This is a genomic window from Microbacterium sp. Ld4 (assembly GCF_045066555.1).
Classification (GTDB): Bacteria; Actinomycetota; Actinomycetes; order Actinomycetales; family Microbacteriaceae; genus Microbacterium.
Map to the genome: position 1 here is coordinate 382,881 of NZ_JBISHE010000011.1, position 25,697 is coordinate 408,577.

The 25,697-nt window shown below is 70.4% G+C and carries 29 protein-coding genes and 1 tRNA gene; 12 read left to right on the forward strand and 18 right to left on the reverse strand.

The window, feature by feature from the left end:
• Positions 1-55 precede the first annotated feature (55 nt).
• From xseA to ACJJV7_RS09230, 7 genes are all read left to right on the forward strand, one after another.
• Entirely contained in the window at positions 56-1,354 is a 1,299-nt protein-coding gene (xseA, locus tag ACJJV7_RS09200) for an exodeoxyribonuclease VII large subunit (protein ID WP_405375463.1), read from the forward strand.
• 10 nt (positions 1,355-1,364) lie between these two features.
• Positions 1,365-1,586, forward strand: a complete 222-nt coding sequence (locus ACJJV7_RS09205) for an exodeoxyribonuclease VII small subunit (protein ID WP_405375461.1) — start codon at positions 1,365-1,367, stop codon at positions 1,584-1,586.
• On the forward strand, positions 1,586-2,200 hold the full coding sequence (locus tag ACJJV7_RS09210) for a DUF4245 family protein (protein WP_405375459.1): 615 nt from the start codon (positions 1,586-1,588) through the stop codon (positions 2,198-2,200). The genes ACJJV7_RS09205 and ACJJV7_RS09210 overlap by 1 nt, the downstream gene beginning before the upstream one ends.
• Entirely contained in the window at positions 2,197-2,850 is a 654-nt protein-coding gene (locus ACJJV7_RS09215) for a carbonic anhydrase (protein WP_405375457.1), read from the forward strand. The genes ACJJV7_RS09210 and ACJJV7_RS09215 overlap by 4 nt, the downstream gene beginning before the upstream one ends.
• 63 nt (positions 2,851-2,913) lie before the next feature.
• Positions 2,914-4,311: a class II fumarate hydratase gene (locus ACJJV7_RS09220; protein WP_405375455.1), complete on the forward strand. Its 1,398-nt coding sequence runs from the start codon at positions 2,914-2,916 to the stop codon at positions 4,309-4,311.
• A gap of 10 nt (positions 4,312-4,321) precedes the next feature.
• Positions 4,322-5,302, forward strand: coding sequence for a sensor histidine kinase (locus tag ACJJV7_RS09225; protein ID WP_405375453.1), 981 nt, complete (start codon positions 4,322-4,324; stop codon positions 5,300-5,302).
• Positions 5,299-5,955, forward strand: a complete 657-nt coding sequence (locus ACJJV7_RS09230) for a response regulator transcription factor (protein WP_405375451.1) — start codon at positions 5,299-5,301, stop codon at positions 5,953-5,955. Before ACJJV7_RS09225 ends, ACJJV7_RS09230 begins: the two co-directional genes overlap by 4 nt.
• Positions 5,956-5,998: 43 nt before the next feature.
• On the opposite strand, the gene ACJJV7_RS09235 is transcribed toward ACJJV7_RS09230, so the two are convergent.
• Positions 5,999-7,354: a PhoH family protein gene (locus ACJJV7_RS09235; protein WP_405375449.1), complete on the reverse strand. Its 1,356-nt coding sequence runs from the start codon at positions 7,352-7,354 to the stop codon at positions 5,999-6,001.
• A 177-nt stretch (positions 7,355-7,531) separates the two neighbouring features.
• Positions 7,532-8,317 carry an isoprenyl transferase gene (locus ACJJV7_RS09240; RefSeq protein ID WP_405375447.1) on the reverse strand — a complete coding sequence of 262 codons (786 nt, stop codon included), beginning with the start codon at positions 8,315-8,317 and terminating at the stop codon, positions 7,532-7,534.
• Between the two features lie 121 nt (positions 8,318-8,438).
• Here ACJJV7_RS09240 and ACJJV7_RS09245 point away from each other — a divergent pair, with 121 nt between their 5' ends.
• The gene (locus tag ACJJV7_RS09245; RefSeq protein WP_405376184.1) at positions 8,439-9,143 is read left to right on the forward strand and encodes a hemolysin III family protein; all 705 of its coding nucleotides are present in this window, start codon (positions 8,439-8,441) and stop codon (positions 9,141-9,143) included.
• On the opposite strand, the gene ACJJV7_RS09250 is transcribed toward ACJJV7_RS09245, so the two are convergent.
• Positions 9,115-9,393, reverse strand: coding sequence for a hypothetical protein (locus tag ACJJV7_RS09250; protein WP_405375445.1), 279 nt, complete (start codon positions 9,391-9,393; stop codon positions 9,115-9,117). The genes ACJJV7_RS09245 and ACJJV7_RS09250 overlap by 29 nt on opposite strands.
• A gap of 60 nt (positions 9,394-9,453) precedes the next feature.
• Here ACJJV7_RS09250 and ACJJV7_RS09255 point away from each other — a divergent pair, with 60 nt between their 5' ends.
• The gene (locus tag ACJJV7_RS09255) at positions 9,454-9,858 is read left to right on the forward strand and encodes a DUF4307 domain-containing protein (protein WP_405375443.1); all 405 of its coding nucleotides are present in this window, start codon (positions 9,454-9,456) and stop codon (positions 9,856-9,858) included.
• A 70-nt stretch (positions 9,859-9,928) separates the two neighbouring features.
• A complete protein-coding gene (gene greA / locus ACJJV7_RS09260) occupies positions 9,929-10,411 on the forward strand; it encodes a transcription elongation factor GreA (protein WP_405375441.1) in 483 nt (160 codons plus the stop codon).
• A 16-nt stretch (positions 10,412-10,427) separates the two neighbouring features.
• Here greA and ilvA read toward each other — a convergent pair whose 3' ends face one another.
• Genes ilvA through ACJJV7_RS09275 form a run of 3 tightly spaced genes read right to left on the reverse strand, consistent with a single transcriptional unit; the run spans position 10,428 to position 13,451 of the window.
• On the reverse strand, positions 10,428-11,654 hold the full coding sequence (gene ilvA, locus ACJJV7_RS09265; RefSeq protein WP_405375439.1) for a threonine ammonia-lyase: 1,227 nt from the start codon (positions 11,652-11,654) through the stop codon (positions 10,428-10,430).
• Positions 11,651-12,844: an AI-2E family transporter gene (locus ACJJV7_RS09270; RefSeq protein ID WP_405375437.1), complete on the reverse strand. Its 1,194-nt coding sequence runs from the start codon at positions 12,842-12,844 to the stop codon at positions 11,651-11,653. Before ACJJV7_RS09270 ends, ilvA begins: the two co-directional genes overlap by 4 nt.
• A gap of 40 nt (positions 12,845-12,884) precedes the next feature.
• Positions 12,885-13,451 carry a LemA family protein gene (locus ACJJV7_RS09275; protein ID WP_405375435.1) on the reverse strand — a complete coding sequence of 189 codons (567 nt, stop codon included), beginning with the start codon at positions 13,449-13,451 and terminating at the stop codon, positions 12,885-12,887.
• A 132-nt stretch (positions 13,452-13,583) separates the two neighbouring features.
• Here ACJJV7_RS09275 and ACJJV7_RS09280 point away from each other — a divergent pair, with 132 nt between their 5' ends.
• Positions 13,584-14,405 carry a twin-arginine translocation signal domain-containing protein gene (locus tag ACJJV7_RS09280; protein WP_405375433.1) on the forward strand — a complete coding sequence of 274 codons (822 nt, stop codon included), beginning with the start codon at positions 13,584-13,586 and terminating at the stop codon, positions 14,403-14,405.
• A gap of 38 nt (positions 14,406-14,443) precedes the next feature.
• Here the strand turns inward: ACJJV7_RS09280 and ACJJV7_RS09285 are convergent.
• The 9 genes from ACJJV7_RS09285 to ACJJV7_RS09325 form a co-directional block, all read right to left on the reverse strand.
• A tRNA-Leu gene (locus ACJJV7_RS09285) sits at positions 14,444-14,516 on the reverse strand.
• A 34-nt stretch (positions 14,517-14,550) separates the two neighbouring features.
• Positions 14,551-15,930: an NAD(P)/FAD-dependent oxidoreductase gene (locus tag ACJJV7_RS09290; RefSeq protein WP_405375431.1), complete on the reverse strand. Its 1,380-nt coding sequence runs from the start codon at positions 15,928-15,930 to the stop codon at positions 14,551-14,553.
• A 32-nt stretch (positions 15,931-15,962) separates the two neighbouring features.
• Positions 15,963-17,249, reverse strand: coding sequence for a S8 family serine peptidase (locus tag ACJJV7_RS09295; RefSeq protein ID WP_405375429.1), 1,287 nt, complete (start codon positions 17,247-17,249; stop codon positions 15,963-15,965).
• A complete protein-coding gene (locus ACJJV7_RS09300) occupies positions 17,246-17,707 on the reverse strand; it encodes a DUF501 domain-containing protein (RefSeq protein ID WP_405376183.1) in 462 nt (153 codons plus the stop codon). Before ACJJV7_RS09300 ends, ACJJV7_RS09295 begins: the two co-directional genes overlap by 4 nt.
• A 94-nt stretch (positions 17,708-17,801) precedes the next feature.
• Positions 17,802-18,284 carry a septum formation initiator family protein gene (locus ACJJV7_RS09305; protein ID WP_405375427.1) on the reverse strand — a complete coding sequence of 161 codons (483 nt, stop codon included), beginning with the start codon at positions 18,282-18,284 and terminating at the stop codon, positions 17,802-17,804.
• Between the two features lie 31 nt (positions 18,285-18,315).
• Complete coding sequence (gene eno, locus ACJJV7_RS09310; protein WP_405375425.1) at positions 18,316-19,596, reverse strand: phosphopyruvate hydratase; 1,281 nt, start codon at positions 19,594-19,596, stop codon at positions 18,316-18,318.
• A 93-nt stretch (positions 19,597-19,689) separates the two neighbouring features.
• Positions 19,690-20,355 carry an O-methyltransferase gene (locus ACJJV7_RS09315; RefSeq protein ID WP_405375423.1) on the reverse strand — a complete coding sequence of 222 codons (666 nt, stop codon included), beginning with the start codon at positions 20,353-20,355 and terminating at the stop codon, positions 19,690-19,692.
• Positions 20,356-20,363: 8 nt separating this feature from the next.
• Positions 20,364-21,380 (reverse strand): DUF1648 domain-containing protein, encoded by a 1,017-nt coding sequence (locus tag ACJJV7_RS09320; RefSeq protein WP_405375421.1) that lies wholly within the window; start codon positions 21,378-21,380, stop codon positions 20,364-20,366.
• The gene (locus ACJJV7_RS09325; protein WP_405375419.1) at positions 21,370-21,726 is read right to left on the reverse strand and encodes a GntR family transcriptional regulator; all 357 of its coding nucleotides are present in this window, start codon (positions 21,724-21,726) and stop codon (positions 21,370-21,372) included. The genes ACJJV7_RS09320 and ACJJV7_RS09325 overlap by 11 nt, the downstream gene beginning before the upstream one ends.
• A gap of 66 nt (positions 21,727-21,792) precedes the next feature.
• On the opposite strand from ACJJV7_RS09325, the gene ACJJV7_RS09330 reads away from it, so the two are divergent.
• Positions 21,793-23,046, forward strand: a complete 1,254-nt coding sequence (locus ACJJV7_RS09330) for an APC family permease (RefSeq protein WP_405375417.1) — start codon at positions 21,793-21,795, stop codon at positions 23,044-23,046.
• Here the strand turns inward: ACJJV7_RS09330 and ACJJV7_RS09335 are convergent.
• From ACJJV7_RS09335 to hisS, 3 genes are all read right to left on the reverse strand, one after another.
• Positions 22,985-23,833, reverse strand: coding sequence for an SGNH/GDSL hydrolase family protein (locus tag ACJJV7_RS09335; RefSeq protein ID WP_405376182.1), 849 nt, complete (start codon positions 23,831-23,833; stop codon positions 22,985-22,987). The genes ACJJV7_RS09330 and ACJJV7_RS09335 overlap by 62 nt on opposite strands.
• Positions 23,834-23,897: 64 nt before the next feature.
• Positions 23,898-24,350, reverse strand: coding sequence for a YdeI/OmpD-associated family protein (locus ACJJV7_RS09340; protein ID WP_405375415.1), 453 nt, complete (start codon positions 24,348-24,350; stop codon positions 23,898-23,900).
• A gap of 48 nt (positions 24,351-24,398) precedes the next feature.
• Entirely contained in the window at positions 24,399-25,658 is a 1,260-nt protein-coding gene (gene hisS / locus ACJJV7_RS09345) for a histidine--tRNA ligase (protein ID WP_405376180.1), read from the reverse strand.
• Positions 25,659-25,697: the final 39 nt, after the last annotated feature.

The window sequence follows — 25,697 nt, forward strand, 5'->3', positions numbered from 1 at the left end:
TTGATTCTACGAACCCCCGGCTGGGTGTGGGACGTGTGCGCAAAGATGGGTTCCCGTGACGAACTTCGAAACGGTTCCCGGCGCGGTCCCGACGCCCGACGCGGTGCATCCTCGCGACTCGTCGCCCGAGACCCCCACGTCGGTGTCGCGGCTGAACGAGACGATCCGCGACTTCGTCCAGAAGTGGGGCGCGGTCTGGGTCGAGGCCGAGATCACGGCCTGGAACCTGCGCGGCGGTCACGTCTTCGGCCGGTTGAAGGATGCCGGAGGTGACGGCATGCTCTCGTTCCGCATGTGGTCCTCCACGCTGCAGCGGACGGCGGACGACCTGAGGGCGGGCGATCGCGTGATCGCCTGCGTCAAGCCGGACTACTTCGTGAAGACCGGCGACTTCAGCTTCACCGTCTCGTCGATGCGCCACACCGGCCTCGGAGATCAGCTGGCACGTCTGGAGCGCCTGGGTGCGCAGCTGCGGGCGGAGGGCCTGTTCGATCCGGCACGGAAGAAGGCGCTCCCGTTCCTCCCCCACGTGATCGGCCTCATCACGGGCGAGCGCAGCGACGCCGAGAAGGACGTCCACCGCAACGCCGAGCTCCGCTGGCCGCACGTGCGCTTCCGCACGATCCACGCCGCCGTCCAGGGCGACCGCTGCGTGCCCGAGACCCTCGCCGCCCTGGCCACCCTCGACGCCGACCCCGAGGTCGACGTGATCGTCATCGCTCGCGGCGGCGGCGATCCGCAGACCCTCCTCGGCTTCAGCGACGAACGCCTCCTCCGGGCGGTCGCGGCGGCGTCGACGCCCGTGGTCTCCGCGATCGGGCACGAGAACGACCATCCGCTGCTCGACGACGTCGCCGACGTGCGGGCGTCGACGCCGACCGACGCGGCCAAGCGGGTCGTGCCCGACGTCTCGGAGCAGCGTGCGCTCGTCCAGCAGCTCCAGAGCCGTGCCCGGACGCGCCTCTCCCAGCGCATCGCGCACGACATCGGGAGCCTCCACCAGCTCCGGTCTCGGCCGGTCCTCCGCGACCCCGCGTCGATGCTCACCGGACGTGCCCAGGAACTGTGGTCGCTGACGGCCCGCGGCCGCGAGGTCGTGAGCCGGCGATGGGATGCCGCGGCGATGGCGACCGCCGAGCTCCGCGCGTCGCTCCGCGCCCTCTCCCCCGGCGCCACCCTCGACCGCGGCTACGCGATCGCCCACCTCGGCGACGGCGTGATCGTCCGGGACGCCGCGCAGGCACCCCCCGGATCGCCGGTCGTGGTGACCGTCTCCCGAGGGTCGTTCGCGGCCCGCTCTGAGGGCGAGGTGGCGGAGTCGGACACGGCGTCGCCCGGACCGGCTCCGATCTAGGATGGAAGGCATGACCACCGACGCCGCCGACGTCTCGAGCCTCACTTTCGAACAGGCCCGCGACGAACTCGTTCAGGTGGTGGCGAAACTCGAGCAGGGCGCCCCCACTCTCGAGGAATCCCTGTCGCTGTGGACCCGCGGCGAGGCCCTCGCGGCCCGGTGCGAGGAGTGGCTGCTCGGTGCCAAGCGCCGGCTCGATGAGGCCCGTCCGAGCGATGAGAAGGCGTCCTGATGGCGCGTCCTCGGATCGTCGCCGAGCTCGGCCGACCTGAGACCGCCGACGAGGCCGCCGCCCGGAAGGCCGCGGCGTCGCAGCGGTATCGCTCCAGCAAGACGTTCCGAAACCTCATCGCCGCGATGATCGTGTGCGTCGCGATCGTCGCCGTCGTCTACCTGGGTGTCCCGCGCGGCACACCCCAGGAGTCGACCGTCGATCTGCCTGCCGCTGCCGCGGAGGCGACGACCGCGATCGGGCACCCCGTCGTCGTGCCCGACGCGCCCGAAGGCTGGCGTAAGAACTCCGCCGCTGTCGACGGCGGCATCTGGCGCATCGTCTACGCCCCGCCCACGGGGTTCGTCCACGTCTCGCAGGCAGTCGGTGCCCCCGACACGTGGGTGGCCCAGCAGGTCGGCGGGTTCGCGCCCACCGGGACGGTCACGATCGACGGCATCGAGTGGGACGAGTACGCGCTCCCGGCACCCGTCGCCGAGATCTCCTATGCGCTGGCGACAGCCGCCGGCACCGACACGATCCTGATCTCCGGGTCGATGACGCCCGACACCGCCGCCCAGGCCGCCACCGGCCTCGGCGACCAGATCCGCGTTCTGAGAGAGGACCTGCGATGACGGCGAACCCGACGCCCGCCGAGGTGTGGACCGAGATGCTCAAGGGCAATGAGCGATTCGTCGCCGGTGAGCCTCGGCATCCTCGTCAGGACGCGGAGCGACGTCACGAGCTGGCACACGTGCAGCGGCCCACGGCGGCGCTCTTCGGGTGCTCCGACTCGCGCCTGGCCGCGGAGATCATCTTCGACGAGGGTCTCGGTGACCTGTTCGTCGTCCGCAACGCCGGCCAGGTCATCTCCGACTCGGTCGTCGGGAGCCTCGAGTACGCCGTCGCCGTGCTCGACGTGCCCCTCATCGTCGTCCTGGGCCACGACGAGTGCGGCGCCGTCCGGGCGGCCATCGACTCCACCGGTGTCGACGCACCGGCCCTTCCGCCGCACATCTGGCGCCAGGTCGCGCCGATCGTGCCGGCGGTGCGCCGCGTGCTCCGGGCGGGCGCGTCCGACGGAGTGACGACCGAGACGGTGGATGCCGACGAGGTCGGCCGGCAGCACCTCCAGGACACCGTCGGGAGCCTGCTGCAGTCGTCCGAACTCATCACCGAGGCGGTCGCCGACGGCCGTCTCGCCATCGTGGGCGCGAACTACCGCCTCGCCGACGGCACGGCCATCCCCGACGTCATCGTCGGCGACGCCGGCCCCACCCGCTGACCTCCCGCCCTGCATCCGCAGCGGCGCTTTTCCGCAGTCACCTGAAACGAGGACGTGAACGACATGGCTGAGCCGATCGAATACCGCATCGAGCACGACACGATGGGCGAGGTGCGGGTGCCCAAGGACGCCCTGTACGCCGCGCAGACGCAGCGTGCCGTCGAGAACTTCCCGATCTCGGGGTCGGGTCTCGAGTCGACGCAGATCGCCGCCCTGGCGCGCATCAAGAAGGCTGCGGCCCTCGCGAACAAGGACCTCGGCACGCTCGACCCCGCGATCGCGGACGCGATCGCCTGGGCGGCCGATGAGGTGGTCACCGGGGCCTACGACGTGCACTTCCCCGTCGACACCTACCAGACGGGCTCCGGCACGTCGTCGAACATGAACATGAACGAGGTCCTCGCGACGCTCGCGACCCGCAAGCTCGGCTCGCCCGTCCACCCGAACGACCACGTCAACGCGTCGCAGTCGTCGAACGACGTCTTCCCGACCTCGGTGCACATCGCCGTCACGCAGGCCCTCATCGACGATCTGATCCCGGCGCTCGACCACCTCGCCGTCGCGCTCGAGACGAAGGCGGACCTCTGGAAGGACGCCGTCAAGAGCGGCCGCACCCACCTGATGGATGCCACCCCGGTCACCCTGGGTCAGGAGTTCGGCGGGTACGCCCGCCAGATGCGCCTGGGCGTCGAGCGCGTGCAGGCGGTCCTCCCCCGCGTGAGCGAGGTCCCCCTCGGCGGCACCGCCGTGGGAACCGGCATCAACACCCCGCAGGGCTTCCCTCAGAAGGTCATCGAGCTCCTCGCCCGCGAGACCGAGCTTCCGATCACCGAGGCCAAGGACCACTTCGAGGCGCAGGCGAACCGCGACGGTCTCGTCGAGGCATCCGGGGCACTCCGCACGATCGCCGTGTCGCTCACCAAGATCAACAACGACATCCGCTGGATGGGCTCGGGGCCGAACACCGGTCTGGGTGAGCTCCACATCCCCGACCTCCAGCCGGGTTCGTCGATCATGCCCGGCAAGGTCAACCCCGTCGTCCCCGAGGCCGTCCTGATGGTCGCCGCACGGGTCATCGGCAACGACGCCACCGTCGCCTGGGCGGGCGCATCGGGCTCCTTCGAGCTGAACGTCGCGATCCCCGTGATGGGAACGGCGCTGCTGGAGTCGATCCGCCTCCTCTCGAACGCCGTCCGGGTGCTCGCCGACAAGACGATCGACGGCCTCCAGGCCAACACCGAGCGCGCCGCCGCGTTCGCCGGCATGTCGCCCTCGATCGTCACTCCGCTGAACAAGCTGATCGGCTACGAGGCCGCGGCGAAGATCGCCAAGCACGCGGTCGCTCAGGGCATCACCGTCCGCGATGCCGTGATCGACCTGGGTTTCGTGGAGCGCGGCGAGCTCACCGAGCAGCAGCTCGACGAGAAGCTCGATCTCCTGTCCATGACCCACCCGGGGTGATAATCGCAGCGTGAACAAGGCGGCCGCTCCCCCGCGCCGGAGCATTCCGGGCGTGCGCACGATCATCGCGGTCTCGGCTGCAGGGGTGCTCGTGGTGGGAGCGGCGGTCGTCGCGGTCGCGCTGTGGGCAGCGCCCGAGAACGCCGGCTGGATCGCGCTCGCGTGGTTCGTCGGAGGCGTCCCCGCCGTCGCCAGCGTGGGGATCGTGGCGTGGGCGCTCCTCGAGCGCTCCGCGCCCTCGCCGGAGGACCGCCGCGACGCCGCGGACGGAGCCGCTGAGGCGCAGCGGCGCCTCCTCGACGACGTCCGACACGAGCTGAAGACGCCGATCACGATCGTCCGCGGGCACCTCGAGCTGATGGATGCCGCCGACCCCGGCGATGTCGCCTCGATCCGCGACCTGGCGATCGCCGAGCTCGACCGCATGACGAGACTCATCGGCGATATCGATGTCCTCGCGGCGGTGGAGTCGGGCCGGCTGTCCTACGGCGACGTCGACATCGCGACACTCACCGCGCGGGTGTCCGAGATGGTGGCCGTGATCGGCGACCACGGCTGGCGGGTCGAGCAGACGGCCGAGGCCGTGATCCGCGCCGACGGCGACCGGCTGCTGCAGGCGTGGCTGCAGCTCGCCGACAACGCGGCGAAATACGCGCCCGAGGGAACGACCATCGAGATCGGCAGCGCCGTGCACGCCGCCGGCGCCCAGCTCTGGGTGCGCGATCACGGACCCGGCATCCCCCACGCCATGCGTCACCGGATCTTCCGCCGCTTCGACCGAGGAGCCGGCAAGCGTCACGTCGGCGGATCGGGTCTCGGCCTGGCCATTGTGGACGCCATCGCCAAAGCTCACGGCGGCCACTGCTCGGTGGCCGAGACACCGGGCGGCGGTGCTACCTTCACCCTGGAGATCCCCATCGGTACGCGTGGCGCCCTTCCGTCGCCCGTGCGTGCCGGCGACGTGCTCCTGCAGCGAGAGGCTACAGAATGACCCGCATCCTCATCGTCGACGATGAGCCCCACATCGTCTCACTCGTCTCCCGCGCCGTGCGAGCAGAGGGATTCGAGCCGGTCGGTGTCGAAGACGGCCCCGAAGCACTGGAGATCGCCCTGCAGGGTGACGTGGATGTCATCGTGCTCGATGTCGGCCTCCCCACCATGGACGGATTCGAGGTCCTCCGCACCCTCCGGGCGTCGGGTTCGACGACACCCGTGATCATGCTCACCGCGCGCAGCGGCACGGCCGACACGATCGAGGGTCTCGACGCCGGGGCCAGTGACTACGTGCCGAAGCCCTTCGCGGTCGCCGAGCTGATGGCCCGTGTGCGCTCGCGTCTGAGGGACACTGTCGCGACCCCCGCCGTGGTCCTCACCCGCGGGCCCGTCAGTCTTGACATCCTCGCCCGGCGCGCCAGCGTCGACGGTCGCGAGGTCGACCTCTCGGCCCGCGAGTTCGCCCTCGCCGAGCAGTTCCTGCGCAACGCCGGCGAGGTGCTGACGCGTGAGGCGCTGCTCAGTCGCGTCTGGGGGCTCGACTTCGACCCGGGCTCCAACGTCGTCGACGTCTACGTCAGATACCTGCGCGCCAAGCTCGGTGCAGACCGCATCACGACCGTGCGCGGCGAGGGGTATCGCTGGGAGTGACCCGCACCGGCCGCGGCGGATGACCTCCGCGGCCGGTGACAGGTCAGCTCAGCTCGCCCGCCTCCAGCAGGTCGGTGACGAGGGCCGCGATCGCAGAGCGCTCCGAGCGCGTCAGGGTGACGTGGCCGAACAGCGCGTGCCCCTTGAGCGTCTCGATGACCGAGGCGATGCCGTCGTAGCGCCCCACCCGGAGGTTGTCGCGCTGACCGACGTCGTGGGTCAAGATGACGCGGGAGTTCTGACCGATCCTGCTCAGCACCGTCAGCAGGACGTTGCGCTCGAGCGACTGCGCCTCGTCGACGATCACGAACGCATCGTGAAGCGACCGGCCGCGGATGTGCGTCAGCGGGAGCACCTCCAGCATCCCCCGTGAGACGACCTCCTCGAGCACGTTTCCCGACACGACCGATCCGAGGGTGTCGAAGACGGCCTGGCCCCACGGCCCCATCTTCTCGCCCTGATCGCCGGGCAGGTAGCCGAGCTCCTGGCCGCCGACGGCGTAGAGCGGGCGGAAGACGATGATCTTCTTCTGCTGCCCCTGCTCGAGAACGGCCTGCAGCCCGGCGCAGAGCGCGAGCGCCGACTTGCCCGTGCCGGCGCGTCCGCCCAGCGAGACGATGCCGACCTCGGGGTCGAGCAGCAGGTCGATCGCGATCCGCTGCTCGGCGGAGCGCCCGTGGAGTCCGAAGACATCGCGATCACCGCGCACGAGCTTGTAGGAGCGGTCGCCTGTGACCCTGCCGAGGGCCGAGCCGCGCTCGGAGTGGATGACGAGACCGGTGTTCACAGGAAGCCCGCGGACGTCCTCGCTGACCGCGATCTCGCTGTCGTACAGGTCGCTGATCTCGTCGCCCGACACATCGAGGGAGGCGATCCCGGTCCAGCCGGACTCGACGGCCTGCTCGGCGAGGTACTCCTCCGCGTGCAGGCCGAGCGACGCCGCCTTGACGCGCATCGGGAGGTCTTTGGAGACGACGGTGACAGCCTGGTCGCTCTGGTTCAGGTGCATCGCGACGGCGAGGATCCGTGTGTCGTTGTCCCCCAGTCGCATGCCGGCCGGGAGCACGCTCGGGTCGGTGTTCGTCAGCTCGACCCGCAGGCTCCCGCCCTCGCCGACGGGAACAGCGAAGTCGAGGCGCCCGTGCTCGATCCGCAGCTCGTCGAGGTGCCGGAGCGCCTGGCGCGCGAAGTAGCCGAGCTCGGGATCGTGTCGCTTCGCCTCCAGCTCGGTCACGACGACGACCGGAAGGACGACGGAATGCTCCGCGAACCGGAACAGTGCCCGGGGATCGCTCAGCAGCACCGACGTGTCGAGGACGTACGTGCGCAATCCCTGGTCGAGGCCCGCTTCCGCCGACCGGTTGAGGTGCCGCTGCTTCTCAGGTGCCCGTGTGGTCACAACCCACTCCCGCCCCGGGTGTGTGCACACCCGGCAGTCACGAGTCGACCTGGGGTCACGAGTCGTGAGAGGCCGACTCGAACAGGCTCCGTGCCCGTTGGGATGAAAGTAGACGGCGCCGATGACCGGGGGCGGATTCGACACGCCGCGCGATGTGACGGATCGATTAACTCTCGGTCAGCTGCCGAAGCGGCGGTCGCGATCCCCGAAATCGCGGATCGCGCGGAGGAAGTCGACCTCGCGCAGATCCGGTCCGAGCGCCTCGACGAAGTAGAACTCGCTGTGCGCGGACTGCCAGAGCAGGAAGTCGCTCAAGCGCTGCTCTCCGGAGGTGCGGATGACGAGGTCGGGATCGGCCTGCCCTCCCGTGTACAGGTGCTCGCCGATCTGCTCCGGGGTGAGGCTCTCGGCGAGCTCCTCGAGCGAGCCACCCTGCTCGTGGTGCTTTCCGATGATGCTCCGGACCGCGTCGACGATCTCACCGCGGCCACCGTAGGCCACCGCCAGGTTGACGTGGAGACCCTGATTGTCCCGCGTCCGCTCCTCGGCGACCCGGAGACTCCGGGCAAGGTCGGCGGGGAGCACATCGGCCCGACCCACGTGCTGCACGCGCCAGCCGGGCTGATGCGACAGCGTCTCAGCGAGTTCGGCGATGATCTCGATGAGGTCGCTCAGTTCCTGAGAGTCCCGTTTGGTCAGGTTGTCGGTCGACAGCAGGTAGAGCGAGACCACCTTGATGCCCAGGTCGTCGCACCACTGGAGGAATTCGTGCATCTTGGCGGCGCCGGCCCGGTGGCCGTGCGATACGGTCGCGTAGCCCAACTGGCGTGCCCAGCGCCGGTTGCCGTCGATCATCATGGCGACGTGGTGGGGAACGGTGCGGGCCTCGATCTCGCGACGCAGGCGGGAGCTGTAGAGCCGGTAGAGAAGGCCCCGTCCCTGAGCCGAAGCGCTGCGAGTCACGCCCCTACGCTACCCCTGCTCCGCCGCCACGCCGCGCCCTGGGGGCGTATGTGTCACCCGGTATGACGCGGCGCGTAGGCTCGTCGCCGTGACGAGAAACTCCGCTGACGCTGGTGCCGACATGCCCGAGCTGCCGCTCATGGACGCGGCGGCCGTCGATGCGCAGATCGAGCAGAAACCGACCTGGCGCGGCTGGATCCACGCGGCCACCTTCCCCGTCGCCGCCGTCGCCGGAGTGATCCTCATCGTCCTCGCCGAGGGAACGACGGCGAAGTGGGCGGCGGCCGTCTTCATGGTCACGTCGCTGCTGCTGTTCGGCAACTCCGCGGTCTACCACCGGTTCACCTGGGGCGAGCGGACGCGGGTGATCCTCAAGCGGATAGACCACGCCAACATCCTGCTGCTGATCGCCGGCACGTACACGCCGATCGCCACGCTCGCCCTCGATCCGGGCAAGGGTGCGCTGCTGCTGGTGCTCGTCTGGTCGGGGGCGCTGCTCGGCATCCTGTTCCGGATCTTCTGGATCGATGCGCCGCGCTGGCTGTACGTCGCGCTCTACCTGCTGCTCGGCTGGGCGGCGGTCATGTACCTGGGCGACCTGCTCCGCGCGAGCGTCGCGATGATGATCCTCGTGGTCGTCGGCGGTCTGCTGTACACCGGCGGAGCGATCGTCTACGCACTCAAGCGGCCCAACCCTTGGCCTGGCCACTTCGGGTTCCACGAGATCTTCCACGTCTGCACCGTGCTGGCATTTCTCTGCCACTGGGCGGCGTGCCTGCTGATCTCGGTCTCCCCGCTCAGCCCTTCGCTGGGTCTGCCGGGCTGACCGAGGGCCCGTCTTCGCCGTCATCGTCCCGTGCGGCGGCCTCTTCGGCATCCAGCATGTCGTTGACGTCGTGACGGTACTGGGCCCGGCGGATGCGCCGCAGCATGTCGATCGCGAGGAAGACGATGACGATCGCCACCAGGGCGATGGCCACGAAACCCGCCACACCCGGGGTGACTGAGGCCGGGTCGAGGCCGGGCGTCGTCGGGGTCGGCGTCGGAGTGACGGCGAGCCAGCGCGGATCGAGCATGTGTCCTCATCTCTCAGCCAGAGCGAATAGCCTGGAACTCCAGCCTAGATCGGATGCCGCATGCCCCTCACCGACGTCGAGCGCAAGCTCGCGGAGCGCTACGGTCGAGCCGGGTCGCCGGCCCGTCGGATCGTCGCGTGGACGGTCGGCGGCATCGTCGCGGTGAGCGCGCTGGGCCTGCTCGGATGGTCGGTCGTCGGCGGTGCGATCGCGACCGTGGATGCTGATACCACCGGGTACGCCGTGGTCGACGAACGCACGGTCGACGTGCGCATCCTGGTCTCCGCGCCCACCGGCTCACCAGTGGCCTGCGCTCTCGAAGCCCAGGATCCCGAGCACGGCATCGTCGGATGGCGGATAGTGGAGTATCCCGCATCGGCCGAGCACAGCCGCTCGTTCACGGAGAGCATCCCGACCCTGGCGGAAGCCACGACGGGTTTGGTCCGCTCCTGCTGGATCCCTTAGTCTGTCAGTTCATGCGCCCCGGCCGACTGTCGGGGCGTTTGGCTTACCCCCACAGACATCGGGAGATGACATGTCCACGGAGACCTTCCTCACCCAGGAGGCGTACGACCGCCTCGCCGCCGAGCTCGAAGAGCTGTCGACGACGGGTCGCGAGGAGATCGCCAAGCGTATCGAATCGGCGCGCGAAGAAGGCGACCTGAAAGAGAACGGCGGCTACCACGCCGCGAAGGACGAGCAGGGCAAGCAGGAGGCGCGGATCCGCACCCTGCAGCAGCTGCTCAAGACCGCCAAGGTGAGCACGGCTCCCGAGTCTGACGGCACCGTCCAGTCGGGCACCGTCGTGACGGCGATCGTCGCCGGCGGCGAAGAGGTCTTCCTGCTCGGCAACCGCGAGATCGCCGTCGACAGCGAGCTCGACGTGTACAGCGAGGCGTCCCCGCTGGGCGAGGCGATCCTCGGCCTCCGCGAGGGCGAGTCGACGACGTACACGGCGCCCAACGGCAAGGAGATCCCCGTCGAGGTCGTGAAGGTCGAGACCTACACGGGTCAGTGACCCCGCGGCGGCCGGGTCAGTTCGGGACCACGGTCGGCGCGTAGCCGGCATCCTGCAAGATCGCGATGACCTGCGCCCGGTGCTCCTCGCCGCGCGTCTCGACGCTGAGCTGCAGGATCACCTCGCTGATCTGAAGGCCCTGCCCGTGCCGGGTGTGGAGCACCTCGATCACGTTCGCGCCGACGACCGACAGCAGCTCAGACACCCGGGCGAGCTGGCCCGGGCGGTCGGGCAGCGGCACCTGCAGCGTCATGTAGCGGCCCGAGGCCGCCAGCCCGTGGGCGACGACCCGCTGCAGCAGGAGCGGGTCGATGTTCCCGCCCGAGAGCACGACCGCCGTGGGACCGGAGGCCCTGATCTTGCCCGTCAGGATCGCCGCCACACCGACGGCGCCCGCCGGCTCGACGACCTGCTTCGCGCGTTCGATGAGCACGAGGATCGCGCGGGCGATGTCGTCGTCGCTGACCGTGACGACCTCGTCCACGAGGTCGCGGATGATCGCGAAGGGCACGTCGCCGGGACGCTGGACGGCGATGCCGTCGGCGATGGTGGGCGTGGTGGCGGCGTCCAGGGGCATTCCCGCCGCGAGTGACGGCGGGTATCCGGCGGAGTTCTCCGCCTGGACGCCGATCACGCGCACCGTGCGTCCGGTGAGCGCGGCACGGGCCTTGACGGCGGCGGCGACGCCGGCGGTGAGCCCGCCGCCGCCGATGCCGACCACGACCGTGTCGAGGTCGGGGATCTGGTCCATGAGCTCGAGCCCGAGGGTCCCCTGCCCCACGACGATGTCGCGGTGGTCGAACGGCGGGATCAGGACGGCCCCGGTGCGTTCGGAGTACTCGCGGGCCAGCCGCAGCGGCGTCTCGACGGTGGCGCCCTCGAGGATGACATCAGCGCCGTACCCCCGGGTGGCGAGCAGCTTGGGCACCGGAACGCCGAGCGGCATGAAGATGGTGGCGGCGATGCCGAGGTTCTGCGCGGCGCGCGCCACACCCTGGGCGTGATTGCCGGCGGATGCCGCGACGACGCCGCGAGCTCGTTCCTCGGCCGTCAGCCGTGAGAGCCGGTAGGTGGCACCGCGGATCTTGAAGGAGCCGGTGCGCTGGAGGTTCTCGAGCTTCAGGAGCACCGGCACGCCGAGGACTCCGGAGAGGAACTCCGAGTCCTCCACCGGAGTCTGCGAGATGACGCCCTTGAGCAGCGTGGCCGCATCGTCGAACTCGGCCAGGGTGGGATGGGTCACGCGAGTTTCCTCCTGCGGCGACGGGGCACAGTGCTCCAGATCAGATCGGATGGCCCCGGGTCGACGTCTTTCTCCCACCCGCGGCGGGAGAGGTAGAGCCAGACGACGTTCGCGAATGCGGCCAGCGGCACGGCGAACACGGCGCCGGCGATTCCGGCGATCATGGCGCCACCGGCCACCGCCAGGACGACGGCGAGCGGGTGTACGCGCACGGCCGCGCCCATCAGGAGGGGCTGGAGGACGTGGCCTTCGAACTGCTGCACACCGAGCACGATGACGAGCATCCAGAGGGCGATCCAGGGCCCGTTGTAGACGAGGGCCAAGAAGACCGCGAGCGCGCCGGTGACGACGGCCCCCACGAACGGGACGAAGGCGCCCAGGAACACGAGCACGCCGATGGGAGCTGCCAGAGGGACACCGAGCGCGAACGCGCCCAGACCGATGCCGACCGCGTCGATGGTGGCGACGAGGAGCTGCGTGCGGGCGTAGTTGATGACGGTGCGCCACCCCGCGCGACCCGCGCCGTCGACGGCGGGACGAGCGCGGACCGGGAAGAGGCGGACGGTCCACTTCCAGATGCTTCCCCCGTCGGCGAGGGTGCAGATCAGGATGAAGATCGCGAGGATCACACCCGTCGCGACGTGGCCGAGCGTGGAGCCGATCGCGAGGGCACCCGTCCAGAGCACCTGGACCTGCTCCTGGAGGAAGTCGAAGGCCTGAGTGATCGTGTCGTCTATCTGCGCACCGGTGAGATGCAGCGGACCTTCGATCAGGTAGTCGCGGAGTTCGCGGACGGCCTCCACCGTGCGGTCGCGCACGCGGTCCGCTTCGCGCGAGATCTGCCAGATCGCGAGCCACAGGAGTCCGCCGGCGACCGAGAACGCGACGAGCAGCGTCACGATGACAGAGATCCAGCGCGGCAGCCGGTGACGGACCAGGAACGTGAACAGGGGCGACACGAGCGCCGTGACCAGGATGGCCGCCAGGAGTGGGATGATCAGCAGCTTGAGCTGGATGACCACCCACACGAGCACCGCGATCGCGGCGACGACGACGAGGAAGCGCCAGGCGTAGGCGGCGGCGATCCCGAGACCGCGCGGGACCGAGTCCGCCTGCTGGATGGAGACGGTGCGCTGGCGGAGCGCGTCGAAGAAGCCGCTGCGGGGCTTGTCGTCGTCGGTGCCGTTCACCCGGACATCCTATGGCGCGCCGCTATGGCGCCGAGAGAGCTCAGAACTGGATCCGGGGCGGCTCGGAGATCGCCGCGCCGTCGACGACCTCGAAGAACTCCCGCTCCCCGAAGCCGAGCCGGCGCGCGAAGAGGTTGTTCGGGAAGACACGGATCTTCGTGTTCAGTTCGCGGACGCCGCCGTTGTAGAACCGGCGCGAGGCCTGGATCTTGTCCTCGGTATCGACGATGGCGTGCTGGAGCTGCAGGAAATTCTGGCTCGCCTGGAGCTGGGGGTACGCCTCCGCGACGGCGAACAGCGACTTCAGCGCCTGCTGCATGTGCCCCTCGGCGACGCCGGCATCGGCGGGCGTGGTGGCAGAGAGCGTCTCGGCGCGGGCCTGCGTCACGTTCTCGAAGACCGCCTTCTCATGAGCCGCGTAGCCCTTCACCGTCTCGATGAGGTTGGGAAGCACGTCGGCACGGCGCTTCATCTGCACCGTGATGTCGCTCCACGCCTCATCCACGCGCACCGCGAGGGCGACGAGCGAGTTGTACGTGGCCCACAGGTAGATCCCGATGATCGCCAGAAGACCGACGATCACCAGTACTGGGATCAGATAATCCATGTTTCCCCCTTGAGTAGCGACCTCATCCTATCCGCCGGGCGGAGCCCCGCCCGCGCCCGTGAAGCCACTCCCAGGCGTTCCCCACTCGCCCCTTCGCCGAGGGTGTCACCGAGCTCCCGTATCTTCGTCACTGTGACGGCACAACGCACCCATCGGTATCTGCGGATCGCCCTCTTCGTGGCCGTGGTCGCTCTCGCCGTGTCGGTCGGTGGCGACATCATCGTCCGCGGCGGAGTCGTCCTTCCGTCGCTCAGCGACTACTACTACTCCCCCGCCGGGCCCATGTTCACGGCTGCCCTCTGCGTCGTGACGGTCGCACTCCTCGCCCTCTCGGGCCGGGATGCCGAGTCCACGCTGCTCGACGTCGCCGCCGTCTTCGTCCCCCTGATCGCGGTGATCCCCACCGGTAAGGACGGGTCGCCGTCGGTCCCCGCGGAGTTCCTCCCGGCGGTCCACAACGGCGTCTGGACCTACGTGGTCGTCACGACGCTTCTGGTGATCATGGGCGTGGTCCTCGCGGCGGCGGGTCTGGTCGCCGCGAGGAGGACGTTCATCGTCGCGGCGACGGCGGCGGGCACCGCCCTCGCCGTCGGCGTGCTGGCCTTCGCACCCCCGTGGCGCGAGCAGTTCCCGTTTCCCGGCGGGGTCAACCTGCATCTGGTGGTCACGATCGCGTTCTTCGCCGTCTTCGCGGCGGTGCCCATCGTGAACGCGCTCCCGCGGCACCGGGAACCCGGCGAGGGCGCGCTCGTCCCCCGCTACCGGGCGATCTACCTCGCGGTGCCGTCACTGCTGGTCGTGACCCTCGTCGTCACGATCGTGATCGGACCCAGGTTCCCCGACGCGCCGGTCGTCTTCGCCGGCGAAGCGACGGCGCTCGCGCTCTTCGCCGCGTACTGGCTCGCCCAGACGGTCGAACGGTGGGATCAGGCCGACCCGCGCGGCATCCGCTGACCGCTGCGACGAGCGCATGCGGAGCCGGACCGCAGGTGTGCCCCCACTGGGACTCGAACCCAGACTGAAGCGATTTTAAGTCGCCTGCCTCTGCCATTGGGCTATGGGGGCCCGCTGCACCGCAGCGCACCCCCACGCTATCCGGTCAGCTCGGGACGTCGACCTTGTTGGGCAGCTTCGGGGCAGGCGCGTCGGCGGGAGCCGCCGGACGCGGACGGGCCGCGAACTCCTCGAACACGCCGCGCGGGTTCTGCAGGGTCTCGGTCGAGATGTTGTCGCGGCCGAGCCACAGGTTCTGCCACCAGTCGCCGACGACGCGGAACTTGCGCTCGAACGACGGCATCGCCAGGCCGTGGTAGCCACGGTGGGCGATCCAGGCGAAGAAGCCCTTGATCGCGATATTGCCCGACTGGAACACACCGTTGTAGAGCCCGAGGCCGGCAACGGCGCCCAGGTTCTTGTGGAAGTAGTCCGAGGGCACCTCGCCGCGGAGCACCGCCGTGAGGTTCTTCGCGAGGAGCTTGGCCTGGCGAACGGCGTGCTGCGCGTTCGGGACGCAGTAGCCGCCGACGCCCTTGCCGGTGAGGTCGGGAACAGCCGCGACGTCGCCGGCAGCCCACGCACCCTCGACGATCTCCTCGGCGGTTCCGACGCGGAGGTCAGCGCGGGCACGGATGCGGCCACGCTCTTCGACGGGCAGGTCGCTGCCGCGGACGACGGTCGGGTTGGCCATGACTCCGGCGGTCCAGATGATCAGATCGGTCGGGATGACCTGACCGGTCGACAGCTCGACGTTGCCGTCGACGGCGCCGGAGACCTGGGTGTCGAGGTGGACGAGCGCGCCGCGCTTGGCGAGGTCCTTGAGCACCCATTCGCTCGTCTTCAACGACACCTCGGGCATGATGCGGCTCATCGCCTCGATGAGGTGGAAGTGCGTCTCCTCGAAGGTGATCGTCGGGTAGCTCCGCAGCAGGGAGCTGACGAATGCACGCGTCTCGGCGAACACCTCGATGCCGGCGAAGCCACCACCGACGACGACGACCGTGAGCAGGCGCTCGCGCTCGGGTCCGGGGGGAAGGTTCGCGGCACGGTCGAAGTTGGTGAGGATGCGGTCGCGGATCGCGACGGCTTCTTCGATCGTCTTCAGACCGATCGCGTTCTCGGCGATGCCGGGGATCGGGAACGTGCGCGACACGGCACCCGCGGTGACCACGATCTGGTCGTAGGTCTCCTGCCACGGCTCGCCGACCTCGGGGGTGATCGTCGCCGTCTTGTTGGCGTGATCGATTCCGGTGACCTTCGCGATGACCACACGCGTGCGCTTGAGGTGGCGGCGGAGCCCCACCACGACGTGGCGTGCCTCGATCTCACCGGCAGCGACCTCGGGGAGGAACGGCTGGTAGGTCATGTAGGGCAGCGGGTCGACGATCGTGACCTCGGCCTCTCCCCGGCGAAGGTGCTTCTCGAGCTTCCACGCGGTGTAGAAGCCGGCGTAGCCTCCTCCGACGACAAGGATCTTGGGCACAGTGGTAGTCACAGTCGGGAGAACTCCTTGATTCAACGGCTCGGCGGTCGCGGGGTGCGCGCCGATCGGATGCGCCGGGCAGCAGCGGTGACCCCGAGCAGGACAAGTATAGACCCCAGGCTCACGACGGCGAGCGGCACCGTTCCGTATCGCAGCGTGTCCGCTGTCGGGAGGAGGGGCGATCCCGCGCGGCTCGGCGGCTCTGCTTCGGGCAAGGGGCCCACGGTGATGGGGGTCGAGGTGGGGGCCGGTGAGGGCGTGGCATCCGCCCGTCGATACAGCCTGATCCAGTCGCGCAGGTTGCCCATCGGGTTCTCCGACACGAGCGGCACCGGACGGCCGACGGCCTGCGCCGCATCGACGGTGCCGTAACCGTAGAGCGGATCGGGAACCGACGTCGCGCCCTTCGCCGGGTCGGCGGTCGTGATGATGCGGTTGATGACATTCGCCGCATCGAGATCGGGATGGGCGGAACGCACGAGCGCGGCGATGCCCGCCACGATCGGGGCGGCCCCACTCGTCCCCTCCCAGATGACGAGATCGCCGTTGGCCGACAGCCCGAGCAGCTCCTCGCTCGGGGCCGAGATACCGATCGTGATCCCCTGGGTCGAGGCGGTGTTGCTGGCCCGGCCCTTCTTGTCGACGCCGCCCACCGTCAGCACGCCGGGGATCGTCGCGGGGGCGCCCACGACCTCGGTGCCGCTCTCCCGGTTTCCCGCCGCGACGACGACGACGACGTCGTTGTCGAACGCGTAGAGGAATGCGTCATCCCAGGACCGGTCCCAGTCGAGGGTGTTCGTCGTGAAGGAGAGGTTGATGACATCGGCCCCGTGGTCGACGGCCCAGCGCACCGCTTCGGCGACCTGATCGACGAAGGGGACGCTCGCGGAATCGCCGAACCCGATCGACAGCGAAAGGAGGTCCGCCTCCGGCGCGACGCCGATCATGCCCGCGTCGGGGCCGGTGCCGCGCGCGGCCGCGAGAGAGCCCACCCAGCTGCCGTGGTTGGCATCGCCGTCGCCGACCGGGGTGCGGCCGTCCGGCGCCCCGACTCCGGAGAAGTCCGCTCCGCCGACGACGGCCGCCGACAGCTCGTCGGCTCCCTTGCCGATGCCGGTGTCGATGACGGCGATCGTCGTGCCTTCGCCCCGGGTCGTCTTCCAGGCGTCGCGGATGCCGTACTCGTCGAGCCAGTACTCCATGTTCCGGACCGGATCCGGTTCGGGGCTCGGAGACGGCGTCGGGGCGGGAGCCGCGCCGCCGAGCACCACGCTCGCCGCGACGAGCGCGGCGGCCACGGCGACCCGGGCAGGCTTCATCCCCGCGGCTCCGCGCACGTGCAGCGCTCCGGCGACCAATCGCCTCGGGCGAGCGCGATGTCGCCGATCGGGTTGACGCCGGGGCCTGCGGCGAGGGAGTGCGCGGCGAGGGCGTGGAGGCACTTCACGCGGGTCGGCATCCCTCCCGCCGAGATGCCGTCGATCTCCTCGACCTCGCCGTGGACGGCGCGATCGGCAAGGTAGGCCTGGTGCGCCGCCGAGTAGTCGGCCGCGACCTGGTCGTCGGTGAGGAGCTCGGAGAACTCGCGCATCACCTGCGTCGCCTCGAGCGCCGACATCGCCGCCGTCGCGCCGGGGTGGGTCAGGTAGTAGAACGTGGGGAACGGTGTGCCGTCGGGCAGTCTGGGCTCGGTCGCGACGACCGTGGGGTTGCCGCACACGCAGCGGGCCGCGACACCGATGACACCGCGCATCGGCCGTCCGAGCTGCGCACGCATCGTGTCGTGGTCGGCGTCGGTCGCGGGCGAAAGGGTCGGGTGGGGCACCGCTCAAGGGTACCCGGCGCGCCGGCCGCCACGATGCCGCGCGGGCTCAGTCCGGCGCGACCGTCCGGGCGAGCCCTGATTCGGTCACCGATCCGAGCAGCTGCGTCATCCAGTCGGTCTTCGTCTCTTCGACCTGATCGCTCACCGGGGCCTGATCGGGAGCGACGAAGCCATCCGGGAGGTCGTTCACGACGAGGTAGACGACCTCGCCCGGGCGCCGGTAGTAGAGGCGTTCGCGGGCTTGCGCCGTGATGTACGCCTCGTCCTTCCACTGCTCGCGCTGCGTCTCGAGAGCGGCGACCTCGTCGCGGGTCGCCTCGACCGACCGCTCGAGGGCGGCGATCTGCTGACGCTGCTCCACGTACGTGCCCACGGTCGGGACGAGCACGAGAGCGGCGAGGACGACGAGGCCGAGCATGATGCCCATGAACCCGGAGAAGCGGGACCCGCCCATCCAGTCCCGGACGTCGATGCGCCGACCCTCGGGCGTCGTGCGCGCACGAGAAGAGGGAGCCGTCGATCTGGCCACGGCTCCCCCTCTCGTCGTCGTCTGTCTGCGCTTACGCGGTGAAGCGCGGGAAGGCTGCGGCGCCGATGAACTCGGCCGCGTCACCCAGCTCTTCTTCGATACGCAGAAGCTGATTGTACTTCGCGACGCGCTCGCTGCGAGCGGGCGCGCCCGACTTGATCTGGCCCGAGTTCACGGCGACGGCGAGGTCGGCGATCGTCGTGTCCTCGGTCTCACCCGAGCGGTGCGAGAGCATCGTCGTGTAGCCCGAGCGGTGAGCCAGGTCGATCGCGTCGAGCGTCTCGCTCAGCGTGCCGATCTGGTTCACCTTCACCAGCAGCGAGTTCGCTGCGCCACGACGGATGCCGTCGGCCAGACGCGCGGGGTTCGTGACGAACAGGTCGTCGCCGACGAGCTGCACGCGCTTGCCCAGACGCTCCGTGAGCGCGGTCCATGCGTCCCAGTCGTCCTCGGCGAGGGCGTCCTCGATCGTGACGATCGGGAACGAGTCGACGAGATCGACGTAATAGTCGGTGAGCTGCTCGGCGGTCCAGTCCTTGTTCTCGAGGCGGTAGACGCCGTCGCTGAAGAACTCCGTGGCTGCCACGTCGAGGCCGAGGGCGATGTCGGCGCCCGGCGTGAAGCCGGCCTTCTCGATCGCCTTGACCAGGAAGTCGAGGCCCTCGCGGTTGCTGGGCAGGTCTGGCGCGAAGCCGCCCTCGTCGCCGAGGCCGGTCGCGTACCCGGCGGACTGCAGCTCCTTCTTGAGGACCTGGTACACCTCGGCGCCCCAGCGGAGCGACTCGGCGAACGACGAGGCACCGATCGGCGCGAGGAAGAACTCCTGCATGTCGATGCCGTTGTCGGCGTGCTCGCCGCCGTTGATGACGTTGAACAGCGGAACGGGCAGGATGTGCGCGTTCGGTCCGCCGAGGTAGCGGAACAGCGGCAGGTCGGCGCTGTCCGCGGCGGCCTTGGCCACGGCGAGCGAGACGCCGAGGATGGCGTTGGCTCCGGTCCGCGACTTGTTCTCGGTGCCGTCGGTCGCGATGAGGATGTCGTCGATCGTGCGCTGCTCGCTCGCGTCGATTCCCTCGATGGCGGGGCCGAGCTCGTCGATGACGGCGTCGACGGCCTTGAGCACGCCCTTGCCGCCGTAGCGGCTCTTGTCGCCGTCGCGCAGTTCGTATGCTTCGAACGCGCCGGTCGACGCGCCGGAGGGAACAGCTGCACGCTGCACGATCCCGTCGTCGAGCAGGACCTCCACCTCTACGGTCGGGTTTCCGCGCGAATCCAGGATCTCGCGTGCGCCTACTGCCTCGATCAATGCCACAGGGGTGACTCCTTGCTTATGGAGGATGAAACGGGAGCGTCTTCGGTCCACCGTCGAGTCTAGTGAGGTGGCCGGTGGAGCACAGGACCCCGGTCAGATCACCAGAGCGAGCGCCAGCCCGTCCCAGCCTTTGCGGTCGAGGGTCTGCAGCGCCGTCGCGTCGAAGCGCGGATCGCCTGCCAGCATCGCGAGACCGGAGCGGACGCCGTCGATCTGCTCCCCCGCATCGGCGTCCACGACACGGCCCGACCGGACGACATTGTCGACGACCACGACGGTGCCCGGACGGCCCAGGCGCGCCGCCCAGTCGAGGTAGACCGTGTTCGACTCCTTGTCGGCGTCGATGAACACGAGGTCGAACGGCTCGGCGCCCTCGAGCGTCGGGAGGATCTCGGCGCCGCGCCCGATCCGGATCTCCACCCGGTCCGCCACGCCCGCCCGCTCGAGGTTCCGCCGAGCGACGTCCGCATTGTGCGGCTCGGCCTCGACGGTGACGACGTACCCGCCGGCCGGGAGCGCCCGGGCCAGCCAGATCGTCGAATAGGCGCCGAGCGTCCCGATCTCGAGGATCCGGCGCGCGCCGGTCATCCGCGCCAGGAGGTGAAGGAGCTTTCCGTTCAGTGGAGCGACCTCGATCTCGGGCAGGCCCTCCTCCGCGAGCGAGGCCACTGCCGCCGTCAGGGCGTCGTCTTCACCTACCAAGGTGTCGGTGAGGTACTCGTCGACGGCGCGCCAGCGTTCGGCTGTGGGGTGATCCATGGAGTCACTCAAGCGCGCCCGGGGCGGTCCGTCAACGCGAGGTAGGCACCGATGAGCGCCGCACCCGTCTCGGCGTCGTCGACCGTGACGGTCGTCGACCGCCCGTCACGGCGTCGGACGAGGAGTCCTTCGCCGGCCCGGAGCACGACCCCGAACCGGCCGTCCGGTCCCCAGCGCAGACCCCAGCCGCCGAACTCGGCCATCGGCTCCACCTGCACGACCTCCGCCCCCGTGATCTCGGCCAGCGGAACCCGCACGCGCGGCCATCCCGCGACCGAGCGCACGAGGAGCCCGTCGTGATCGACGCGCACCCGGTACCGTGCATTCGCCGTCAGCAGGACGGTGAGGAGCACGGTGATGCCCACGCAGATCCCGGTGGCCGCGGCATCCCCCGTCGTCAGTGCGACGATCGCCGTGACGGCGGCGAGCACCAGCCATGCGGCGAAGAGGACGGTCAAACCGCCCCGCGAGAGCGTTACGCCCTTCAGCCACACGACGCGTTCCCCGCGCCGGACGTCGAGGGCCGGGGTGGACCCCGCTGTCGCGGCGAGCGGGACGGATGCCGGCTGCACGAGGTATCCGGCGAACCCCCCGGCGATGGCGGCGAGCGCGATCACCAGGACGAGGGCGGGTGGGAACGTCACCATGGCGGGGTCCGCCACCCCCGCGTGCCGGGCGAGGATCGCCGTCGTGCTGGCCGCGATGAGCACCGCGGTGCCGAGGGCGACGGCGCCGACCGCACGGGATGCCGCTCCCCCGCCCCCTCTGCGGAGGGCGCCGATCGAGGTGGCGAAGATCAGGACGGGGATCCCGCCGCCGACGGCGACGGCGAGGACCGGGATGGTCCAGGCCGGGCTGAAGCCGTCGGGAGTGCCGTCGACGCCCCAGTGCGAGGCGACGACGGCCGGAGCGGCGGAGAGCATCGCGATCTGCAGCACGACGGCCACGAGGACGAGGAGCGACGGGATCACGAGCGCGACCAACATGAAGCGCCGGCGAGCGCGGGTGAGGGGATCAGTGGACACGAGCGGCCTCCTTGACGAGAGCGGAAAGGGTGTCGGGCGCGACTCCGGCGGCGCGCGCCTTCGCGACGAGTGCGGCGATGTCCGCGCGGAGCTCGACGATCGCGTCGCCGGTCGCCGTCACGACGGCTCCCCGGCCCCGACGCAGGTCGAGCAGCCCCTCCTCGCGGAGGTCCTGGTAGGCGTGGAGGACCGTGTGGAGGTTCACCTGGAGCGCCTCCGCGACCTCGCGCGCGGACGGCAGTCGCTCACCCGCAGCCAGGCGACCGGCGGTGATCTCCGTGCGGAGCGCATCGGCGATCTGCGCGAACAGCGGCGCGGAACTGCTCGGATCGAGTCGGATCAACATGCGCTAATTATAGCTCAACTATAACAACGCTGTCCACTGTTCGTCCTCTCCCGGTACTGTTCGGCCGTGACCACTCCCTCCCTCGGCAGACACCTCGGGCTCGGCGCCGCCGTCGCCATCGGACTCGGGTCGATGATCGGGGCCGGCGTCTTCTCGGCACTCGGCCCCGCCACGGCTGCGGCAGGATCCGGCGTCTTCGTCGCTCTCGCCGTGGCCGCGGTGGTCGCCTTCGGGAACGCCACCTCGACCGCGCAGCTGGCCGCGGTCCACCCGACGTCGGGTGGGGTCTACGCCTACGGTCGAGCCGAGCTCGGGCCCTGGTGGGGGTTCGCCGCGGGATGGGGGTTCGTGGTCGGGAAGATCGCGAGCTGCGCGGCCATGGCCCTCACCTTCTCGGCCTACGTCGCCCCCAACGGGTGGGAGCGCGTCGTCGCCGCGGCAGCCGTCGTCGCTCTGACCGCCGTGAATCTCGTCGGCATCACGCGCACCGCGCAGGTCACCCGATTGCTGGTCGCGGTGGTGCTGCTCGTCCTCGCCGCCGCATCCGTCGCCATCTTCACAGGGGATCGGACTCCGTCGGCAGCGCTGGCCGCCGGCATCCCCGTCGACGCCTACGGAGTGCTCCAGGCCGCTGGCCTGCTGTTCTTCGCGTTCGCGGGCTACGCGAGGATCGCGACCCTGGGCGAAGAGGTGCGCGATCCCGCGACGACCATCCCCCGCGCGATCATCCTCGCCTTCGCCGGGGCCGTCCTCGTCTACGCCGTCGTCGCGGTCGCCGTCACGGCGGCCCTCGGAACAGATGGGGTCGCCGCGTCGACGGCTCCGGTCGCCGACGCGGTGCGCGCCGCGGATGCCGCGTGGGCGCTCCCCCTCGTGCAGGTCGGCGCGGCAGCGGCATCCCTCGGAGCACTCCTCGCCCTCATCGCCGGGATCGGGCGGACGGCCTTCGCGATGGCGAGAGAGGGCGACCTCCCCGGCATCCTGAACGCGGTCCACCCGAGATGGGGCGTACCGCACCGGGCGGAGATCGCCGCGGGCGGCGCCATCGTCCTTCTCGTCCTCACCGTCGATCTCCGCGGCGCGATCGGCTTCTCGTCGTTCGGCGTGCTGGTCTACTACGCCGTCGCCAACCTCGCCGCGTACCGGCAGCGACGGAGCGCGCGACGCTACCCGCGGATCCTCCAAATCGTCGGGCTGAGCGGATGCCTCATCCTCGGAGCGACTCTGCCCTGGCAGGCCGTGGCCGCCGGCGCCGCCGTCATCGCCGTGGGGCTGGGGGCTCGCGTCGTGCGCCTGTCGAGTCGGCCTTGGACTCGCTGACCGCGGTCAGCACGACAGGCCGGAGCGCCTCGGCCGTTCGCCGGTAGCCGAGCGCGCTCGGATGGAAGCGGTCGAGGCTGAACATCCCATCGGGGTCGGTGAGGAAGAACGCCCCCACCGCTCGCCGAAGCGACACGACGTGCGCCCCGGCGGCTCGTGCACCCGCCGCTTGAGCGGCCGCAAGCTGATGGGACAACCGGGACGCGATGATCCGGAGCGGCTGCGGCACCGCACGGAGGGCGCCCAGGTCGGGACACGTGCCGACCACGACGACCGCTCCCGTCCCCTGCAGCCGCTCGACCGCCGTGACGAGATGGGCGGCCGCCGCCGCGACGGGGACGCGGTGGGTCACATCGTTGCCGCCGACCACGATGACCGCGACATCCGGACGGTAGTCGCTCGGAAGCCCGTCGATCTGCCCGGCCAGATCCGAGGACTCCGCCCCGACCACCGCTCCGGTCCGCAGGCGCACCGGACGCTGCAGCTGCCGCGCGACGCCCTTCGCGAGGCGCGCGCCGAGGGTGTCCTTACGACGCGTGGCCCCGAGCCCCGCCGCGATCGAATCGCCGAGCATCAGCAGCTCGAGCGGCTCACCGCCGAGCGAGCGCCGCCACACCCGGTCGGCGTCGATCGCGTCCTCGCCGAGCGGCTTTCCGATGCGTTTTCGCGCGAGGGCCGCCTGGCGGGTCAAGGCGACGCGCGCGCCCACGACGGCAGCGCCGCCGAGAGCCACCGTCGCCGCGCCGAGTCGGAGGACCCGGCCGGCCCTGCCGGAGGCGATCATCATCACCCGCCCAGCCGACACCCCGCGGGTGAACGGCACACTGCCGCCCGGTGACGCTCCGGGGCGCTCAGGTGGTGGCGGGCGAGCGCAGCTGCTCGACGGCGGCGGTGATGCGGGCGGCGCGCGTCTCGGGCCGTTTGGCGTCGGTGACAGAGCGCGCCATCTCTGTGCGACGCGACGGTGCCAGCGCGTCGAACGCCGCGCGCACCTGCGGCTCGGCGTCGAGAGCGGCCGCCAGGTCGGCCGGCACCTCGATCTCACGAGGCGCGTCGTCGAGGCGCACGACGGCGTCGACCTCGTCGCCGATGTCGACGCCCAGGGCCGTGCGTGCGGCCTTCGACAGCCCGATCAGGTTCTTGCCGGCCATGACGGCGAGACGGAGCCGCGCCGAGCGCCCGCCGATCTCGACGACCACCGCCGCCCGCCGGCCACCGCCGAGTTCAGCGACCTGCTCGTCGGTCATCTCGATAGCGGCCCCCGGACCGTGCGCCTCGAGCGTGGTGTGCACATTCAGCGACATGATGCCCGCACGCTATCAGCGCATCGTGCCGCTGTCACGGACGCCCGCTCACGCCAGCGGCCGGACCTCGAGCGTCCCGAGGTCCGCGCCCGCGGGGAGCGTGGCGAAAGAGGTGTAGCCGTCGGCCGCGGACCGTTCGAGCAGCGCCTTCAGGTTCTTCGTCCGCTGTTCGAGCCGCACCCGCGATCCACCCGCGACCAGCGCTGCCTTCGCCGCGACGAGCTCCGCCACCGGGACATCGCGATCGTGGATCAGCACGACCGCCGGAGCCTCGGTATCCGTGCCCGCGCCGAGGAGGTCGACGATGCGCTCGAAGCCGATCGAGAACCCGACCGCCGGGACGTCCTGGCCGAGGAACCGGCCGATCATGCCGTCGTAACGGCCGCCGCCGCCGAGGGAGTAGGAGACCGACGGGTGCGCGAGCTCGTAGATGGTGCCCGTGTAGTACCCCATTCCGCGCACGAGGAACGGGTCGAAACGCAGCGGGATGTCCGCCTCCGCACCGCGAGCCGCGGCGACCGCGTCGCCGATGGCCACGAGGTGCGCGATGATCTCGTCATCCACGCCCTCGGGCAGCGCCTTACGGATCTGAGCCTCGCCGTACGGCAGGTACTCACGGGTCTGCGGCCGGGTGAGGAACGTGTCGAGCGCCGCGACGGCGGATGCCGTGATGCCGCGCTCGGTCAGCTCGGCGACGACGCCTGCCGGACCGACCTTGTCGAGCTTGTCGATCGTGATGAGGACGCCGGGTCGCTCCTCGGCCGCGAAGCCGAAGGTGGCGAGCATCGCGTCGAGGGCGCGGCGGTCGTTGATGCGGATGGTCCCACCCTCGAGGCCGAGTGCGTCGAGAACGTCGAGGCTCGCCACCAGCAGCTCGACTTCGGCCCGCGCGGTCGCGTCGCCGATGATGTCGATGTCGCACTGCACGAACTGGCGGTAGCGACCCTTCTGCGGCCTCTCGGCGCGCCACACCGGAGCGATCTGGACCGCACGGAAGACGGCGGGCAGCTGCGCGCGGTTGGTCGCGTAGAACCGGGCAAGCGGAACCGTGAGGTCGTAGCGGAGTCCGAGGTCGGCGAGCGCGGCGGGGTCGTCGGCGGCGGAGCGGATGCCGTCGGCGTCGAGGCCTCGGCGGAGGACGGTGAAGGCGAGCTTCTCGTTGTCTCCGCCGATGCCGGCGTGCAGTCGCTCGTAGTCCTCGACGACCGGGGTCTCGATCTCGTCGAAGCCGTGTGCGCGGTAGCGGTCACGGATGACGGCGAGCACCCGCTCGCGGCGGGCTTTGTCGGCGGGGAGGAAGTCGCGCATGCCGCGCGGCGGGTTCACGGAGGGCACCGCTCCAGTCTC